Source organism: Pseudomonas putida S13.1.2 (assembly GCF_000498395.2).
GTDB classification, from domain to species: Bacteria; Pseudomonadota; Gammaproteobacteria; order Pseudomonadales; family Pseudomonadaceae; genus Aquipseudomonas; species Aquipseudomonas putida_Q.
In genome coordinates, this window is the sequence record NZ_CP010979.1 from 993124 (window position 1) to 1009350 (window position 16227).

Sequence of the window (16227 nt, forward strand, 5' to 3'; positions counted from 1 at the left end):
TCCTTGAATGTCGACGTTGCATGGCAACAGTGATCCGACATGGCGGCTTGGCAGCCGTCAGAGGGGCCCGGTATCACATGAATTTGAGCCTAGACCCGAATGCAGAAGATACCGAATGGGGAGCTGTTACATTTCTTTGCCAGCACCCCTGGAGGAGCACAAGCCCGCCCCCTCAATTCAATACACCCACACCTCGACCCGCCGATTGCGCAGCCGCCCTTGCTCCAGCTCATTGCCGGCCACCGGCAGTTCATCGCCCATACCCGTCACCTCCAGCAACTCCACGCCATCGCGTGCCAGCTCGCGGCGCACTGCCTGGGCCCGAAGGCGCGAGAGCAGGGCGGCGCGGCCAGGCGTTTCCTTGGGGTCGCCAAAACCTACCAGCACCGCTTTGCTCTGCAGCTTGCCAGCCTGGCGCAGGTATTCGGCCACCCGCTGCACATCACGCAGGGCCTTGTTATCGAGGCTGGCGCTGCCTTCCTGAAAGCGGAAGTTCACACTCAGCCGCTGCGCCTGTTGGGCCAAGGTACGGTAGCGCGGCGGCATGTCGGCCTGGGGCACTACTGGCTGGGCCTTGATCTGCTGCGAAACAAAGCCCTGCTGGGCGACGATGGCCTGGCCGGCCGGGCTCTGGGCAAAGTCGGCCAGGGCCCTGGCCTGCGGCTTGGGGTTGGCCGGCAGGTAGAAGTACAGGCGTCGTGACAGCGGATAGTCTTCGCTGGCCACCAGCGCGCGCTCCGGCAGCATGGCCGGTGCGTCGCCTTCGGCTACCGCCAGCACCTTGGCCCCGTGCACCGCAGCCAGGCTGCTGAAGCCGATGGCCTGGCGGTCGGTGGCCACCTGCGCGGCCAGTTCGTCACTGGACTCGAAGCGCCGGGCCTTGGCTGACAAGTCGTGGTGCTGGGGCTCCAGCACCAGTGCCTTGAACGTCTCGAAGGTGCCGGAGCGGTCGTCACGGGCGTATAGGTGAATGGCGCCGCCAGCAATACCCAATTGCTCCCAGCATTGGATCTGCCCGGAGAAAATCTGCGCCAGTTGCTGTGTGTTCAACCGAGGTAGCGGGTTGTCGGGGTGGACGATGACCGCGACACCGTCCAGCCCGATCACTTGCTCGGCGCTGGCAGCACGCAGGTCGCCTAGGGCCCGAAGTTGGCGCACTTCGCTGTCGTTGATCGGTCGCGAGGCGGCTGCCAGGTCGGCGTCGCCACGGCCGAGGGCGGCGAAGCCGGTGCTGGAACCGTGTGCGGCGATGTCGACACGCAGGGGTTGGCCATGCGCATCGCGTGCGGTGATCACGGTCTCGTTGGCCCACTTGCCAGGTTGCTGCTCGATGGCGGTGGCTTGCTGCGCGCGCAATTGCCCTTGTACCAAGGCAGGCAGCAGTGCTGCACCGATGGTGTTGGAGCCTTGAACGCGCAGGTGCACAGGCTCGGCCAGGGTGGCCAGCGGTAGCAAGGTGAGCAGCAAGACAAACAGGCGGGGCATGCCGGGTGGCCCTGTGGCATAGAGTTGGCCGGCAGATTACGACAGTGGCGTGATGATAATGTGACAGTCCGTAGGGGAGGGCTCTGCCCTCCATTCGCGACACAAGGCCGCTCCCACAGGCGACCGCGATGCCTTGTGGGAGCGGCCTTGCGTTGCGATAGGGCCGCAAAGCGGCCCCGGTTATCTCAATGCGCCCCGGCAGACTTGCTCAAATCACTCTCGGCCCACTCGGTGTAGATGCAGGCATCCGCCACCGCCCAGCGCACCTTCACGCTGTCGCCCGGCTGCATCGGCATGCCCGCGGCCGACAGTGCCTTCACCGTCAGCTCGGTACCCCCTGCAGTCACCACATGGCAGGTCTGGCTTTCACCCAGGAACAGCACTTCGCCAACCTTGGCACTGACCTCGTTCCAGCCCGCCGGCAATGGCTCGCGCGCAGCCTGTTCGGCGGTCAGGGCCAGGGCTTTTTCCGGGCGCACCATGATCAGCGCATCCTGCCCAGCGGCCAGGCCCGGGGTCAGGCGAATGGCCACTGGCTGGCCCTCGAAGCTGCCGGCGCCATTGCTGCTGGCCTTGATGCGCAGGAAGTTGGAGTTGCCCAGGAACGAGGCGACAAAGGCATTCGGTGGGTTCTGGTACAGGTCGTAACCGGTGCCCAGGCCGACGATCTTGCCATGGCTGAAGATGGCGATGCGCTGGGACAGGCGCATGGCTTCTTCCTGGTCATGGGTGACGTAGACGATAGTGATACCCAGCCGGCGGTGCAGCTGGCGCAGCTCGTCCTGCAGGTCTTCGCGCAGCTTCTTGTCCAGCGCGCCGAGTGGTTCGTCCATCAGCAGGATGCGTGGCTCGTACACCAGCGCCCGGGCAATCGCCACACGCTGCTGCTGCCCGCCGGACATCTGCGACGGCTTGCGGTGGGCGAACTGCTCCAGTTGCACCAGCTTGAGCATCGCGTCGACGCGCTTGTTGGTCTCACTGGTGCTCAGCTTGCGGATGGCCAGCGGGAAGGCGATATTGTCGCGCACGTTCAGGTGTGGGAACAGCGAATAACGCTGGAACACCATGCCGATGTCACGCTTGTGCGGCGGTACATTCACCAGCGACTGGCCATCGACCAGGATTTCGCCGCTGCTGGGCGTTTCGAAGCCGGCCAGCATCGACAGGGTGGTGGATTTGCCCGAGCCGCTAGAACCGAGGAAGGTCAGGAACTCGCCGTCCTGGATTTCCAGGTCGAGGTTGTCCACGGCGGTGAAGTCGCCGTAGTGCTTGTTCAGGCCGCGCAGGCTGACCAGGGTCTTGCCTGGCGCGTTGTCTTTGATCACTGCACTCATTGTTGTTTTCTCCGCGCGCTCAGGCGTTTGTTTCGGTGCGCCGGCGCAAGGCGGCGGCAATGAACATCACAAGCAACGACAGGCCGATCAGCAGGGTCGAGGCCACGGCGATGACCGGGCTCAGGTCCTGGCGCAGGGTGGTCCACATCTTCACCGGCAGGGTCTGCAGGTCGGGGCTGGCCATCATCACGCTCAGCACCACCTCATCCCACGACACCAGGAAGGCGAACAGGCCACCGGCGATCATCCCCGGGCGAATGGCCGGGAAGGTGACCTTGAAAATCGCCTGCAGGCGCGAGGCACCGCAGATCACCGCGGCATCCTCGATCGACTGGTCGAACAGCTTCAGCGAGTTGATGATCGAGATGATGGTGAAGGGCAGGGCGACGATCACGTGGCTGACCACGAAGGCGAACAGCGTGCCGGTGTAGCCCAGCTTGAGAAACAGTGCGTACACGGCCACGGCGATGATCACCAGCGGCACGATCATCGGCATGGTGAACAGGCCGTACAGCAGCTCGCGGCCCGGGAAGCGGCCACGCACCAGGGCGAATGCGCTGGGCAGGCCCAGCAGTACGGCGGCGACGGTGGTCAGCACGGCCACCTTCAGGCTGGCCAGCGCGGCGTCCATCCACTCCGGGTTGGAGAAGAACTGGCTGTACCACTTGAAGGTCCAGCCCGGTGGCGGAAACACCAGCCACTGGGACGAGCCGAACGACAGCAACACGATGAACACCACCGGCAGCAGCAGGAAGGCCGCAATGACCCCGGTGGTCAGGTACAGGCCCGTGCGCAGCGGGCGGCCCATGGCATTGGGAGACAGGAGCATGGCGGTTTACCTCGCGTTGCCAACCGGGGATTCCGGCTGCAGCTTCAGGTACAGGTAGAAGAGCACCAGGGTGATCGCCACCAGCAGTGCGGCAGCGGCGCTGGCCAGGCCCCAGTTGAGGAACGACTGCACCTGCTGGATGATGAATTCGGGCAGCATCATGTTCTGCGCCCCGCCCAGCAGTGCCGGGGTGACGTAGTAACCGAGCGACATCACGAACACCATCAGCGCGCCGGAGAACAGCCCCGAACGGCACAGCGGCAGGAACACTTTCCAGAAGTTGGTCCACGGGCTGGCGCCGCAGATGGAGCCGGCCTGCAGCACCATCGGGTCGATGGCGTGCATGGTGGCCTGCAGCGGCAGCACGATGAACGGGATCATGATGTAGCTCATGCCGATTACCACGCCGGTGAGGTTGTGCACCATTTCCAGCGGGGTATCGATGATACCCATGGCCATCAACGCCTTGTTGATCACCCCCGAGCTTTGCAGCAACACCAGCCACGAGTAGGTGCGCGCCAGCAGGCTGGTCCACATCGACAACAGCACGATGTTCAGCAGCCAGCGGCCCCAGCCCTTGGGCACCAAGGTGATTGCCCAGGCCAGCGGGAAGCCCAGCAGCACACTGATCAGGGTGACCACGCCGGCCACCGAGAAGGTGTTGAACAGCACCCGTGCGTAGGCCGAGTTGGCGAACAGCTGCTCGTAGTTGCCCAGCCCCGGCGTTGGCTCCAGCACCCCACGCAGCAACAGGCCGACCAGCGGGGCAAAGAAGAACAGGCCAAGGAACAGCAGGGCCGGCAGCAGGTTGCGGCTGCCCTTCCAGCGCTGGCTCAGGCTGGCGCGGCGGGGGGCCGTTCCGGGGGCGCCGGTGCCCGTGGGGGCACCTTGCGCGTTATGCAGGGCGTTGATGGCGACTTTCATTTGACCAACCACTCATTCCAGCGGGCCGCGATGGCCTGACCGTTCTTGGCCCAGTAGGCGAAGTCGAGGGTGACCTGGTCCTGGGCGTAGGCAGTGGGCAGGTTAGGCGCTAGGTCTTTGTCCAGCTTGGCCACGCTGTCGACGTTCACCGGGGCGTAGGCGGTCTTGTTGGCGAACTCGGCCTGGCCTTCGGCGCTGCTGGCGTTGGCCAGAAACTTCATGGCCGCGTCCTTGTTCTTGGCGCCTTTGGGGATGACCAGGAAGTCGGCCATGACCAGGTTCTGTTTCCAGCTTACGCCCACGGGTGCACCGTCTTGCTGCAGGGCGTAGACACGGCCGTTCCAGAACTGGCCGAGCGAGGCTTCACCCGAGGCCAGCAGCTGCTGCGACTGGGCGCCACCGCCCCACCAGACGATGTCTTTCTTGATGGTATCGAGTTTTTTGAAGGCGCGGTCCAGGTCCAGCGGGTACAGCTTGTCTGGCGCTACGCCGTCGGCCAGCAGGGCCAGTTCCAGCACGCCGGGGCTGGGCCATTTGTACAGGGCGCGTTTGCCCGGGTAGGTCTTGGTGTCGAACAGTGCGGTCCAGTCTACCGGCTTGTTGGCACCCAGCTTGCCTTCGTTGTAGCCCAGCACGAAGGAGAAGAAGAACGAGCCGACGCCATGGTCGGACACGAAGCGAGGGTCGATCTTGTCACGCTTTATCTGGGTGAAGTCGAGGGGTTCCAGCAGGCCTTCGCTGGCGGCGCGCAGGGCAAAGTCGGCTTCGACATCGACCACATCCCATTGCACGTTGCCGCTTTCGACCATGGCCTTGAGCTTGCCGTAGTCGGTGGGGCCGTCCTGCACGACCTTGATGTCGGTGGCTTTGGTGAAGGGTACGGCCCACGCTTCTTTCTGGGCGTCCTGGGTGGTACCGCCCCAGCTGACGAAGTTCAGGCTGTCAGCGGCCTGGGCGGCTTGACATGCCAGGGTCAGCAGGCTGGCGGACAGCACTGCGGTTACACGTTTGCTCAACAGCATGGTTACGCCCTCGTTGCTTTTGTTATTCGAGGCGGGGCTTTTGATGCGCCCGCCAACAGTGTTCGGGGAGCAGCTAAAACAAAGTGTCTTGGTGGCCGTTTTTAATTGTAGGTGCCGGCCTACAGATTCAAGGTCTACGGGATATCATATTATGGTATTCCAAACTTTTGGCAAGGGGTCTGAGGCGACCGGCCATCACCCCGGCCTTTGCCAACTGCCGCAACCCTTTGTAGGAGCGGCCTTGTGTCGCGAAAGGGCCGCACAGCGGCCCCAGGGTTTCAGCGTCGACACACCAATTGACGGGGCCGCTATGCGGCCCTTTCGCGGCACAAGGCCGCTCCTACAACGGGACTGTGTCAGGTCGGAAGGCCTGGCTCGAACGGAATGCTCTGCACCACCTCCAGCTCATACCCCGCCAGGCCGGCGTACTTCAGTGGTGGCCCCAGGTGACGCAGCTTGCCCACGCCCAGGTCCTGCAGAATCTGCGCCCCGGTGCCTACTTCGGAGTACACCTTCGACTGCCCGCGCTGGTACGGCCTTACCGGCTGGGTCAGCTGCGGCACACGCTCAAGCAGGGCCTGGGAGGATTCATGGTTGGCCAGGATCACCACCACGCCTGTACCTTCGTCGGCTACCTTCTGCAGCGCCGCCCACAGCGTCCAGTTGGCGGGGCCGGCGTATTCGGCACCGACCAGGTCGCGCAGCGGGTCGATCACGTGCACCCGCACCAGGGTCGGTTGCTCGCGACGGATGTCGCCCATGACCATGGCCATGTGCACGCCGCCTTCAATGCGGTCCTCATAGGTGACCAGACGGAAGGTGCCGTGCACGGTCGGCAGTTCGCGCTCGCCGATACGTTTGATGGTCTGCTCGGTGCTCAGGCGGTAGTGGATCAGGTCGGCGATGGTGCCGATCTTGATGCCATGCCGGGCGGCGAACACTTCCAGGTCGGGGCGGCGGGCCATGGTGCCATCGTCGTTCAGCACTTCAACAATGACCGACGCCGGGCTGAAGCCGGCCAGCCGTGCCAGGTCGCAACCTGCTTCGGTGTGGCCGGCGCGGGTCAGCACGCCGCCTTCGCGGGCGCGCAGCGGGAAGATGTGGCCAGGTTGCACCAGGTCTTCGGGGCGGGCGGTCGGGGCCATGGCCGCTGCCACGGTGCGTGCCCGGTCGGCAGCGGAAATGCCGGTGGTGACGCCGGTGGCTGCTTCGATCGACACGGTGAACGCCGTGCTGAAAGCGCTGCCGTTGGCCGGTACCATCTGCTCCAGGCCCAGGCGCTGGCAGTGTTCGTCGGTCAGGGTCAGGCAGATCAGGCCGCGCGCTTCGCGGGCCATGAAGTTGATGGCCTGGGCGTCGCAACGCTCGGCGGCGATCAGCAGGTCGCCTTCGTTCTCCCGGTCCTCGTCATCCACCAGCAGGACCATTTTGCCCTGCCGGTAGTCCTCGAGAAGCTCCTCGATGGTGTTGAATGCCATGTTGCACGCTCACTGTGGTGGGGTGATTTTTATGGTATACCATCATACACAAATATCGCCGTAACAGGAGAGCAGCGCATGAAGGCCTATTGGATCGCCCATGTGGACGTGACCGAACCCGAGCAGTATCAGCAGTACACCCAACGCGCGCCGGCAGCCTTCAAGTCATTCGGCGGCCGCTTCCTGGCACGTGGCGGGCGCAGCGAGGCGATGGAAGGGCGGCCTACCCCTCAGCGTAGCGTGGTGATCGAGTTCGATTCGTATGAGCAGGCGGTGGCGTGTTATCGGTCCGCGCTGTATCAGGAGGCTTGCAGCCATCGCCAGGGGGTGGCGAAGGCTGAAGTGATCATTGTCGAAGGGTTTGAACCCTGATGTAGGGCTGATGGCCCTTTCGCGGGTAAACCCGCTCCCACAGGTGCACCACAAATTTCCAGTTCTGTGGTGTACCTGTGGGAGCGGGTTTACCCGCGAAGAGGCCTGGCCTGCCTTACGGCACGCCAGCCTCTGCCGCATGGGTGGGTAAGGTTATTGAAGGTGGGCTTTTAGTTCACCGGCCGCCTGGCGCATGGCTGCCTTCACCGCTGGCACCTGGCTCAGCGGATTGAGCAGGCCGTAGTCGTGGATCATGCCGTTGTAGCGCACCGAGGTAACGGCTACACCAGCAGCATTAAGGTTGCGGGCATACGCTTCGCCTTCATCGCGCAACACATCGAACTCAGCCGTTTGCACCAGCGCCGGCGGCAGGCCCTTCAACTGCTCGCTACTGGCTCGCAGCGGCGAGGCGTAGATCTGTTCCCGCGCCTTGGCATCGGTGGTGTAGCTGTCCCAGAACCACTTCATCATCCCGGTGGTCAGGAAGTGCGACACCTGGGCTACCCGCAGCGAAGGCGCTGGAAACGGACAGGGCCAGAAGAGAGGCGGTAAGGGTTTTGTGGACAATGTTCATGAGCGAATCCTTTTCCATGCAAGTGTTAGTAGTGGGCGTCTTGCCTGGCCTGCTGGGCCGTCGCTGCGACTTGTGCATAGGTTAGGCAGATGCACTGGCGGGAAAAAGCCGCTATAAAGCGTTTGACTGTCACCATGAGCGAGACAATGAACCCCTACGAAGACATGCGTATCTTTGCCCAGGTCATGGAGGCCGGCAGTTTCACCGCTGCCGCCGACCGCCTGGGCATGTCCAAGCAATCGGTCAGCCGGCGCCTGATGCAGCTTGAAGAGCGCCTGGGCGTACGCCTGCTCAACCGCTCTACCCGGCGCCTGGACGCCACGCCGCTGGGCCAGCACTACTACCAGTCGGCGCTGCGCCTGCTGGGCGAGGTGCAGCAGGTGGAGCACGACATCAGCGGCCAGGCCCACGCCCTGCGCGGCACTTTGCGGCTGAGCGCACCGCTGTCGTTCGCCATGTCGCACTTGGGCTGCCTGCTGACCGAGTTTCTGCAATTGCACCCGCAAGTCGATGTAGAGGTGGACCTCAGTGACCGCGCCGTGGACCTGATCGGTGAGGGTTACGACCTGGCGCTGCGGATTGGCGCGCTGGAGGACTCCAGCCTGATTGCGCGGCGTATTGCCAGTGTCGAGCGGGTTTATTGCGCAAGCCCGGCGTATCTGCGGGCGCGGGCAGTACCGCTAAAACCGGAGGATCTGGCCGGGCACGACTGCCTGCCCTATGGGCATGCGCGACAGGTGCAGTGGCAGTTCCGCCAGGGCGGCAAGGCGCAGGCGATTCAGGTGGTCGGGCGCATGCGTGCGAACAACGGCGAGTTGCTCAGGGATGCCGCTATCGCCGGGATGGGCGTGACCTACCTGCCCACCTTCATAGTCGGCCAGGCGCTGGCGGATGGGCGGCTGGTGAGGGTGCTTGAAGCCTGGACGCCGCCGGCGTTGCAGTTATCAGCGGTGTACCCGCAGCACAGGCAGGTGGCGAGGCCGGTGCAGGGTTTTGTGAGCTTTCTGCACGAGCGCCTGGTGCACTTGCTGTGAAATTCACGCGCGAACGCCTTGGCCCATGGCTTGATATCGCGTCATGCAAACAAGGCGGTCGCGCGCGCCTGCCACAGGCATGATTGGCCCGAAACAAACGTAGGCGCTAGCTTCGCTCGCGATGCGCCGCGCGGGCGGCGCTCGATCTCCCAGGCACCGAAACTTCTGCGGCGAACCCTCCGCACACCGCACCGCGTATCACCCCAGCAACACACCCGGCTCAATCAAACCGCCATCGAATTCATCCATGGCATCCAGCATCGCTTCGCGCAAGTACCCCAGTGATGCCCGATCAAACAGCAGCTGCAACGCCGGCCGCTCATCACTGCCCACATTCACCACAATCACATTGATGCGTGCCACCGAAGTCTGTGCCACCGCCCCAACCGGAAATGCCCCGGCACGCAAATCCACCCCGCACAATTTGGCCATTACCGCGCCGCCACACATCCCTGACAGCTGCAGCCAGGCATGGCTGTCCTGGCGCGGCAGCAGGTAATTGCGCCGGGCATCCTGCACCCACCCGGCCTCCAGGCCAGCCACCCGCGCGCCATCGTCGGCCAGGTTGCCCAACAGCAGGTACTCGGTCTGAGACAACCGTGCCACCCAGCTTCCGTCATCCTGGCGCACGGCATGGTTCGGCTGTACAGGCAAATCGTAGCCAAGCTGCTGAAGATAAGCGGCGCTGTCACTACCGCGAAATCCGACTCGCGCCAACTCGGTCAGGTCAGTCAACGCACAGGTGTGCAACAACTCGGCCCGCGGGCTGCGAGGGACAAACGCTTCGGCTTGCAAACTGGTCATGGTCAGAGCTCCTGGCGCAGGTTGTCGGGGTCGTGGAAGGGCAGTTGCACCACCTTGGCATGCACCATCGCGCCGCCCTCCACGCGGATCGGGATGTGCATGCCTGGGGTGGCCTGGTGGGCGCCGGCATAGGCCAGGCCGATGATCTGGCCCAGGGTTTGTGAGTACTCGCAGGAAGTGACGTTGCCGCTGATGTCCAGCCCGTCCAGTACCAGGTGCCCCTCCAGTGGCTGCGGGCTGCCTTTGGGCAGGGTGAAACCGACCAGCTTGCGTTTGAGCGGCTGCGCCTCAAGGATTTCGATGGAACGCTTGCCGACAAAGAACGGCTTCTTGCGGCCGATGGCCCACTGCATGTCGATCTCTGCCGGGTGGGTCATGCCGTCGGTATCCTGGCTGATGATCACATGGCCTTTTTCCAGGCGCAGCAGGCGCTGGGTCTCCACGCCGAAAGGGCGAATACCCAGGCCTGCACCGGCTTGCATCAGTTCGTCCCACAGGCGCTCGGCATGGCGCGCTGGCACATGCACCTCATACCCCAGCTCACCGACGAAGCCGACCCGCAGGATGCGTGCGGATATGCCGGCCACCTTGCCCTGGCGTACGCCGAGGTAAGGGAAGGCTTCGGCCGACAGGTCCACGTCACCGCACACCTTGGCCAGCACCTGGCGTGACAATGGCCCGGCCAGGTTGACGGCAGCCAGGGCGGTGGTGACGTTGGTGATGTCTACGTCCAGGCGCCACTGCGCATTCCATTTCAGCATCTGCTGATAGATGCCCTCTACGCCGCTGGTGGTGGCGGTGACATAGAAGTGTTGCTCGCCCAGGCGTGCGCAGACACCGTCGTCAATCACCACGCCCTGTTCGTTGGTCATCAGTGCGTAGCGGGTGCGGCCGACCGGCAGCTTGGCAAAGCCGAAGGTGTAGACGCGCTCCAGCAGTTCTGCGGCGTCGGGGCCGCGTACGTCCAGGCCACCCAGGGTAGACACGTCGATCAGGCCGACTTTCTCGCGCACATGGCGGGCTTCTTCCTGCATACAGCGCTCACGCTCCTCTGGCTTGCCATAGTAGGCCGGGCGTTGCCAGGTCCCGGCAGGCATCATTTTCGCCCCCGCTTGCAGGTGGCGGCGGTGCATTGGCGTTTGCCGGTACGGGTCGAAGGCACGACCGGCCACATGCGCCAGTTTTTCTGCCTGGAACGGTGGGCGGGCGGTGGTCACCCCGGTCTCGCTGATGCTGCGGCCGGTGGCATGGGCGACCAGGCGTGCCGTGGGCAGCGCCGAGTGGCGCCCCTGGGACGGGCCCATGCCGACCGTGGAGAAGCGCTTGACCAGTTGTATGTCACGGTAGCCACTGCGGGTGGCGTTGACGATGTCGCGCACTTGCAGGTCTTCATCGAAGTCGACGAAATCCTTGCCTTTGGGGTGCGGGAAAATCGGCCAGGGGAAATTGACCCTGGCTTCGGCGCTGAACACCGGCTGCGGCGGCGCTTGCCGGCCCAGCGCTGCCAGTGCATCGGCGGCCGCGCGCGTGGCATCGGCCAGTACGTTGGCCAGCGCGTGACGGCCGTTCACCGAGCCTGCGATATCCAGCCCGGCCGGCAGGTTGCTGAGGGTGAACTCGTCGCGGTTGACGTCATAGGCCAGCTTGCCACCGGCCTGGCACAGCAACTGGTACACCGGCATATAGCCCGCCGACATGCACAACAAGTCGCAAGCCAGGCGCAGGCCATGCGGGCCGACCGTGCCTTGGCCGGTAATCGGGCGAATGTCCACGCCATTGACATGGCGCATGCCTGTTTCGTGCAGCGCTTCGTACACCGTGCTGCCCAGGTGCACGGGGACATCGCGGCGCTTCAGTTCGGCGGCCAGTGCGGCATCGGCTGGCGCGGCGCGCATATCGACCACGGCGGCCAAGGCTACGCCTTGCTCCTGCAGGTCGAGGGCGGCCAGGTAGCCGTCATCGTGGCCGGTGAGGATCACCGCACGCTGGCCCGGCTTGACTGCGTACAGCTTCATCAGCCGCTGGGCGGCGCTGGTCAGCATCACGCCTGGCAGGTCGTTATTGCGGAACACCACCGGCTGATCGAACGAACCGGCCGCCACCAGGCAACGGCTGGCGCGCACCTTGTACAGGCGTTTGCGCTGGATCACCGGCAGGTAGTTGTCGGTGAACCAGCCGTTGCAGGTGGCATCCAGCAGCACCTGGATGTTCGGGTGGCCCTCGATGGCGGCCAGCAGCTCCTGGCGCAGGCTTGCGGCGCGGGTGCCGGCGATGTCGAAGCGGGCGTAGGTGAGCGAGCCGCCCAGCACCGGCTGTTGTTCGATCAGCAGCACCTTGGCCCCGGCATTGGCCGCGTCCAGCGCGGCGCGCAGGCCGGCGGGGCCGCCGCCGATCACCGCCACATCAACGAACAGATAGGCTTTGTCGTAATACTGCGGCTTGAAGCCAAGGTCGAGCACGCCCAGGCCGGCCTTCTTGCGAATCAGCGGCTCCCACACTTTCCACATGCCCTTGGGCTTGTAGAACGAGCGGTAATAGAAGCCCACCGGCATGAAGCGGGAAAACTTGCCCAGGTAGGCGTCGCGGTCATGCTCCAGGCTGCCGTTGAAGTTCTGCCCTTCGACCACCTGGCCCTCGCGGGCAAGCTCCAGGTCGGCCAGCACGTTGGGCTCTTCAGGCAACTGCACCAGGGTGTTGGCATCCTGCCCGGCCATGCTCAGCGGGCCGCGTGGGCGATGGTATTTGAACGAGCGTGACAGCAGCCAGCGACCGCCACCAAGCAGGGCGCTGGCAATGGTGTCACCGGCAAAGCCCTGGCAGGCCTGGCCGTCGAACTGGAAAAGCAAGGGCCGCTCGCGGTCGATCAGCAGGCCCATGGGTGCGGGGAGGCGAGTGTGGCTGTTCATCCGGCGATCTCCGGGGTGGCGGCGGGGGTGAAGTCGACCCGGCGGTCGAACAATGCTTTCGGGTCGAAGGTGCGCAGCACCTGGTCGCTCACCGTGTGGCGCTCGGCCAGAAACCAGTAGCTGGAGGCGTTGTGCAGCCACCACTCGGTCACCACCCCGGCCAGGTTGTCGCTGTTGAACACATAGTCGGCCCACTCGGCGTCGCTGCAACTGGCCGGGTCGGGCATGTGCTTGAACTCGCCGCCGTAGGTGAACTCGCTGATGTTGCGCGGGCCGTTCAAGGGGCAGGTCAGGATCTTCATCGTTGATGCTCCTAATGGCTGGCCGCTGTGGCGCCCATTTCGTTGACTTGCTGAAAGCGGCTGAAGCGCTCCAGGGCGAAGGGGGCGATCATTTCGGGTACCTTGCCGCCGCTGGCGACCAGCTCGGCCATGGTCTTGCCGCAGATGGGTGTAGCCTTGAAGCCCCAGGTGCCCCAGCCGGCGTCCAGGTAGTAGTTGTGCACCGGCGACAGGCCCATGATCGGGCTGTAGTCCGGGGTCATGTCGGTCATCCCGGCCCACTGGCGCATCAGCTTGGCGTTGGCCATGAACGGGAACATCTCGATGGCGTGGGCCAGCAGGCTTTCCTTGAGGTCGAGGGTGGAGCGGGTGTTGTACAGCGGGTACGGGTCGGAGCCGCCGCCAAAGACGATTTCGCCCCGGCTGGTTTGCTGCACATAACAGTGCAGCGCCGAAGAACTCACCAGCGGGTCGAGAAACGGTTTGAATGGCTGGGTGACCATGGCCTGTAGCGGGTAAGTGTGGATCGGCGCACGGATGCCAGCCTTGGCCATCAGCAGCGAACTGGCGCCGGCCACGGCCTGGACCACGCAGCCGCACTGCACCGTGCCCCGGTTGGTCTTGACCGCTTCGATACGGCCATTGCGAATCAGCAGGTCCTGTACTTCGGTCAGTTGGTGGATTTCCACGCCGCGCTTGGCTGCCTGCTTGGCGTAGCCCCAGGCGACGGCGTCGTGGCGCGCGGTGGCACCGTCGATGTGCCACAGGCCCGCCAGTACCGGCAGGTGGCCAGGGTCGAGGTTGAGGCTGGGCACCAGTTCGCGAATCTGTTGGCGGTCGATCATTTCGGTGCGCCCGCCAAAGTGTTTGTTGACCTCGGCACGCTGGCGGAAGGCGCGCACGGTGGCATCGGTGTGCGCCAGGGTGAGTTGGCCGCGCTCGGAATACATGATGTTGAAGTCGAACTCGTTCGACAGGTTCTGGAACATGCGCACCGATTCTGCGTAAAAGCGCACACCCTCGCTGGTGAGGTAGTTGGAGCGGATAACCGCGGTGTTGCGTGCGGTGTTGCCACCGCCCAGGTAGGCCTTTTCCAGCACGGCGACGTTGGTGACGCCGTGGTACTTGGCCAGGTAGTAGGCGATGGCCAGGCCGTGGCCACCGCCGCCAATGATCACCACGTCATAGCGTGGCTTGAGTTCGCACGGTGGCGGCAGGTCGACCTCCACCGGGTAGTCGGCACTCAGGCCGTATTTCAGCAGGGCGAAAGGCATGCGGTGCGCTCCTGGTGGGCGGCCTGTTGCTGCAGGTCGAGGGCGAGCAGGGTGTTTTTCATCAGGTAGGCGATGGTCATCGGGCCGACGCCACCGGGCACCGGAGTAATGCCGGCGACCTGGGGCAGGGCAGCGGCGAAGTCGACATCACCGACCAGGCGGCTGTGGCCGCCGTCATCGACGCGGTTGATGCCGACGTCTATCACCACCGCGCCGGGCTTGAGCCAGTCGGCACCGATCAGCCGTGGCTTGCCCACCGCGGCCACCAGGATGTCGGCCTGGCGGCACAGCGCCGGCAGGTCGCGGCTGCGCGAGTGCACCACGGTCACCGTGCAGTCGGCCTGCAGCAGCAGGGCAGCCATGGGCTTGCCGACAATGTTCGAGCGGCCGACCACCACTGCATGCTTGCCGCGCAGCTCGCCACAGGCGTCGCGCAGCAGGCGCATGCAACCGCTGGGGGTGCACGGGGTGAGCACATCGCGGCCCTGGGCCAGGCCACCCACGTTCTCGCTGTGGAAGCCGTCCACGTCCTTGAGCGGGTTGATGGCCTGCAATACACGGTGCTCGTCGATGTGCCCGGGCAACGGCAGTTGCACGAGGATGCCGTTTACCTCCGGGTCGCAGTTCAGGCGGTCGATCAAGGTCAGCAGGTGGGCCTGGGTGGTGTCGGCGGGCAGGCGATGTTCCAGCGAGCGGATGCCCACCTCTTCGGCGCGCAGCACCTTGTTGCGTACGTACACGTGGCTGGCGGCATCGGCGCCCACCAGCACCACGGCCAGGCCCGGTTGCACGCCGCCGTGGCGCAGTTGCTGCACTTGCTCGCGCACTTCGGCCAGCACCCGCGCGGCGGTAGCCTTGCCATCGATCAGCTTGACGCTGGGAAGGGTGTTCATTTGAAGATCACCGTGCGGTCGTGGTTGAGGAATACCCGGTGTTCAAGGTGGTATTTCACGGCGCGGGAAAGGGCGATGGTTTCGGTGTCGCGGCCGATGGCCACCAGGTCCTCCGGGGCGTAGGCGTGGTCCACGCGCTGCACTTCCTGCTCGATGATCGGGCCTTCGTCCAGGTCGCTGGTCACGTAGTGGGCGGTAGCGCCAATCAGCTTGACCCCGCGCTGGTAGGCCTGGTGGTAGGGCTTGGCACCTTTGAAACCGGGCAGGAACGAGTGATGGATATTGATCGCCCGGCCCGACAGCTGGCGGCACAGGTCATCAGAGAGGATTTGCATGTAGCGCGCCAGCACCACCAGTTCGGTGCCAGTGTCCTCGACGATGCGCAGCAGCGCGGCTTCCTGTTCGGCCTTGGTGTCTTGGGTCACCGGCAGGTAGACGAAGCGGATGCCCTGGCGCTCGGCCATCGGGCGCAGGTCCAGGTGGTTGGAGACCACGGCGGTGATGTGCATGTCCAGCTCGCCCTTGGCGTGGCGGTACAGCAGGTCGGACAGGCAGTGGTCGAACTTGCTCACCATCAGCAGCACGCGCATCGGCCGGGCGCTGCTGTGCAGGCTCCACTGCATATCGAAGCGCAGGGCCACGTCGGTAAAGCCAGCCTCCAGTTGCGGCGTATCACCACTGACACCGGTGTTGAAGCGGAACACCGCGCGCATGAAGAAACGCCCATTGTCCTCGTCGTCGAACTGCGCCATCTCGCTGATGTAGCAACTGTGCTCGGCCAGGTAGGTGGTCACCGCGGCGACGATGCCGGACACGGCCGGGCAACTGACGCGCAGGATGAAGTGATCGGGAGCAGGGTGCATGTCGGATAGGCCTCGTGATGGAGTGGGGCAGGTCGGGCACAAGGGCAAAAGTAACTTCGAGGGGGCGAAGAATTGTTTCTTGTTAGGAATATAAATTTCCTTTAGGCGATTTATAGGCGAATTGAGAGGACGCGGTCTAGTGGTTTGTGAAATT

14 protein-coding genes and 1 pseudogene are annotated in these 16227 nt (G+C 64.4%); 2 read left to right on the forward strand and 13 right to left on the reverse strand.

Annotated features, from left to right (window positions below):
* Positions 1-177: 177 nt before the first annotated feature.
* The 6 genes from N805_RS04485 to ribBA all read right to left on the reverse strand — a co-directional run bounded on the left by N805_RS04485 (position 178) and on the right by ribBA (position 7072).
* Positions 178-1485, reverse strand: coding sequence for a substrate-binding domain-containing protein (locus N805_RS04485; RefSeq protein ID WP_028613235.1), 1308 nt, complete (start codon positions 1483-1485; stop codon positions 178-180).
* Positions 1486-1670: 185 nt separating this feature from the next.
* Positions 1671-2819, reverse strand: coding sequence for an ABC transporter ATP-binding protein (locus N805_RS04490; RefSeq protein ID WP_028613234.1), 1149 nt, complete (start codon positions 2817-2819; stop codon positions 1671-1673).
* 19 nt (positions 2820-2838) lie between these two features.
* Positions 2839-3648, reverse strand: coding sequence for an ABC transporter permease (locus tag N805_RS04495; protein WP_028613233.1), 810 nt, complete (start codon positions 3646-3648; stop codon positions 2839-2841).
* A 6-nt stretch (positions 3649-3654) separates the two neighbouring features.
* Entirely contained in the window at positions 3655-4572 is a 918-nt protein-coding gene (locus N805_RS04500; RefSeq protein ID WP_016499075.1) for an ABC transporter permease, read from the reverse strand.
* Complete coding sequence (locus tag N805_RS04505) at positions 4569-5594, reverse strand: ABC transporter substrate-binding protein (RefSeq protein WP_028613232.1); 1026 nt, start codon at positions 5592-5594, stop codon at positions 4569-4571. The genes N805_RS04500 and N805_RS04505 overlap by 4 nt, the downstream gene beginning before the upstream one ends.
* 356 nt (positions 5595-5950) lie before the next feature.
* Positions 5951-7072 (reverse strand): bifunctional 3,4-dihydroxy-2-butanone-4-phosphate synthase/GTP cyclohydrolase II, encoded by a 1122-nt coding sequence (gene ribBA, locus N805_RS04510; RefSeq protein WP_028613231.1) that lies wholly within the window; start codon positions 7070-7072, stop codon positions 5951-5953.
* Between the two features lie 78 nt (positions 7073-7150).
* Here ribBA and N805_RS04515 point away from each other — a divergent pair, with 78 nt between their 5' ends.
* Positions 7151-7444, forward strand: a complete 294-nt coding sequence (locus N805_RS04515) for a DUF1330 domain-containing protein (RefSeq protein WP_028613230.1) — start codon at positions 7151-7153, stop codon at positions 7442-7444.
* A gap of 153 nt (positions 7445-7597) precedes the next feature.
* Here the strand turns inward: N805_RS04515 and N805_RS04520 are convergent.
* Positions 7598-7936, reverse strand: a pseudogene (locus tag N805_RS04520) (alpha/beta hydrolase fold domain-containing protein); the annotation flags it as partial.
* Between the two features lie 228 nt (positions 7937-8164).
* Here N805_RS04520 and N805_RS04525 point away from each other — a divergent pair.
* On the forward strand, positions 8165-9052 hold the full coding sequence (locus N805_RS04525; RefSeq protein ID WP_028613228.1) for a LysR family transcriptional regulator: 888 nt from the start codon (positions 8165-8167) through the stop codon (positions 9050-9052).
* Between the two features lie 198 nt (positions 9053-9250).
* On the opposite strand, the gene N805_RS04530 is transcribed toward N805_RS04525, so the two are convergent.
* The 6 genes from N805_RS04530 to purU are packed head-to-tail and all read right to left on the reverse strand — an operon-like array spanning position 9251 to position 16073.
* Positions 9251-9856, reverse strand: a complete 606-nt coding sequence (locus N805_RS04530) for a sarcosine oxidase subunit gamma (RefSeq protein WP_028613227.1) — start codon at positions 9854-9856, stop codon at positions 9251-9253.
* A 2-nt stretch (positions 9857-9858) separates the two neighbouring features.
* Positions 9859-12762 carry a 2Fe-2S iron-sulfur cluster-binding protein gene (locus N805_RS04535; RefSeq protein WP_028613226.1) on the reverse strand — a complete coding sequence of 968 codons (2904 nt, stop codon included), beginning with the start codon at positions 12760-12762 and terminating at the stop codon, positions 9859-9861.
* Positions 12759-13064, reverse strand: a complete 306-nt coding sequence (locus N805_RS04540) for a sarcosine oxidase subunit delta (RefSeq protein WP_028613225.1) — start codon at positions 13062-13064, stop codon at positions 12759-12761. Before N805_RS04540 ends, N805_RS04535 begins: the two co-directional genes overlap by 4 nt.
* A gap of 11 nt (positions 13065-13075) precedes the next feature.
* Positions 13076-14317: an FAD-dependent oxidoreductase gene (locus N805_RS04545; RefSeq protein WP_016499086.1), complete on the reverse strand. Its 1242-nt coding sequence runs from the start codon at positions 14315-14317 to the stop codon at positions 13076-13078.
* On the reverse strand, positions 14299-15210 hold the full coding sequence (gene folD, locus N805_RS04550) for a bifunctional methylenetetrahydrofolate dehydrogenase/methenyltetrahydrofolate cyclohydrolase FolD (RefSeq protein ID WP_028613224.1): 912 nt from the start codon (positions 15208-15210) through the stop codon (positions 14299-14301). Before folD ends, N805_RS04545 begins: the two co-directional genes overlap by 19 nt.
* Positions 15207-16073 carry a formyltetrahydrofolate deformylase gene (gene purU / locus N805_RS04555; protein ID WP_028613223.1) on the reverse strand — a complete coding sequence of 289 codons (867 nt, stop codon included), beginning with the start codon at positions 16071-16073 and terminating at the stop codon, positions 15207-15209. The genes folD and purU overlap by 4 nt, the downstream gene beginning before the upstream one ends.
* Positions 16074-16227: the final 154 nt, after the last annotated feature.

Excerpts from the sequence above, each read along its gene's own strand:
- N805_RS04500 (WP_016499075.1), bottom strand. The coding sequence starts at position 4,572 with ATGAAAGTCGCCATCAACGCCCTGCATAACGCGCAAGGTGCCCCCACG.
- ribBA (WP_028613231.1), bottom strand. The coding sequence starts at position 7,072 with ATGGCATTCAACACCATCGAGGAGCTTCTCGAGGACTACCGGCAGGGC.
- N805_RS04490 (WP_028613234.1), bottom strand. The coding sequence starts at position 2,819 with ATGAGTGCAGTGATCAAAGACAACGCGCCAGGCAAGACCCTGGTCAGC.
- N805_RS04540 (WP_028613225.1), bottom strand. The coding sequence starts at position 13,064 with ATGAAGATCCTGACCTGCCCCTTGAACGGCCCGCGCAACATCAGCGAG.
- N805_RS04530 (WP_028613227.1), bottom strand. The coding sequence starts at position 9,856 with ATGACCAGTTTGCAAGCCGAAGCGTTTGTCCCTCGCAGCCCGCGGGCC.
- N805_RS04505 (WP_028613232.1), bottom strand. The coding sequence starts at position 5,594 with ATGCTGTTGAGCAAACGTGTAACCGCAGTGCTGTCCGCCAGCCTGCTG.
- folD (WP_028613224.1), bottom strand. The coding sequence starts at position 15,210 with ATGAACACCCTTCCCAGCGTCAAGCTGATCGATGGCAAGGCTACCGCC.
- N805_RS04545 (WP_016499086.1), bottom strand. The coding sequence starts at position 14,317 with ATGCCTTTCGCCCTGCTGAAATACGGCCTGAGTGCCGACTACCCGGTG.
- N805_RS04515 (WP_028613230.1), top strand. The coding sequence starts at position 7,151 with ATGAAGGCCTATTGGATCGCCCATGTGGACGTGACCGAACCCGAGCAG.
- N805_RS04535 (WP_028613226.1), bottom strand. The coding sequence starts at position 12,762 with ATGAACAGCCACACTCGCCTCCCCGCACCCATGGGCCTGCTGATCGAC.
- N805_RS04495 (WP_028613233.1), bottom strand. The coding sequence starts at position 3,648 with ATGCTCCTGTCTCCCAATGCCATGGGCCGCCCGCTGCGCACGGGCCTG.
- N805_RS04525 (WP_028613228.1), top strand. The coding sequence starts at position 8,165 with ATGAACCCCTACGAAGACATGCGTATCTTTGCCCAGGTCATGGAGGCC.
- N805_RS04485 (WP_028613235.1), bottom strand. The coding sequence starts at position 1,485 with ATGCCCCGCCTGTTTGTCTTGCTGCTCACCTTGCTACCGCTGGCCACC.
- purU (WP_028613223.1), bottom strand. The coding sequence starts at position 16,073 with ATGCACCCTGCTCCCGATCACTTCATCCTGCGCGTCAGTTGCCCGGCC.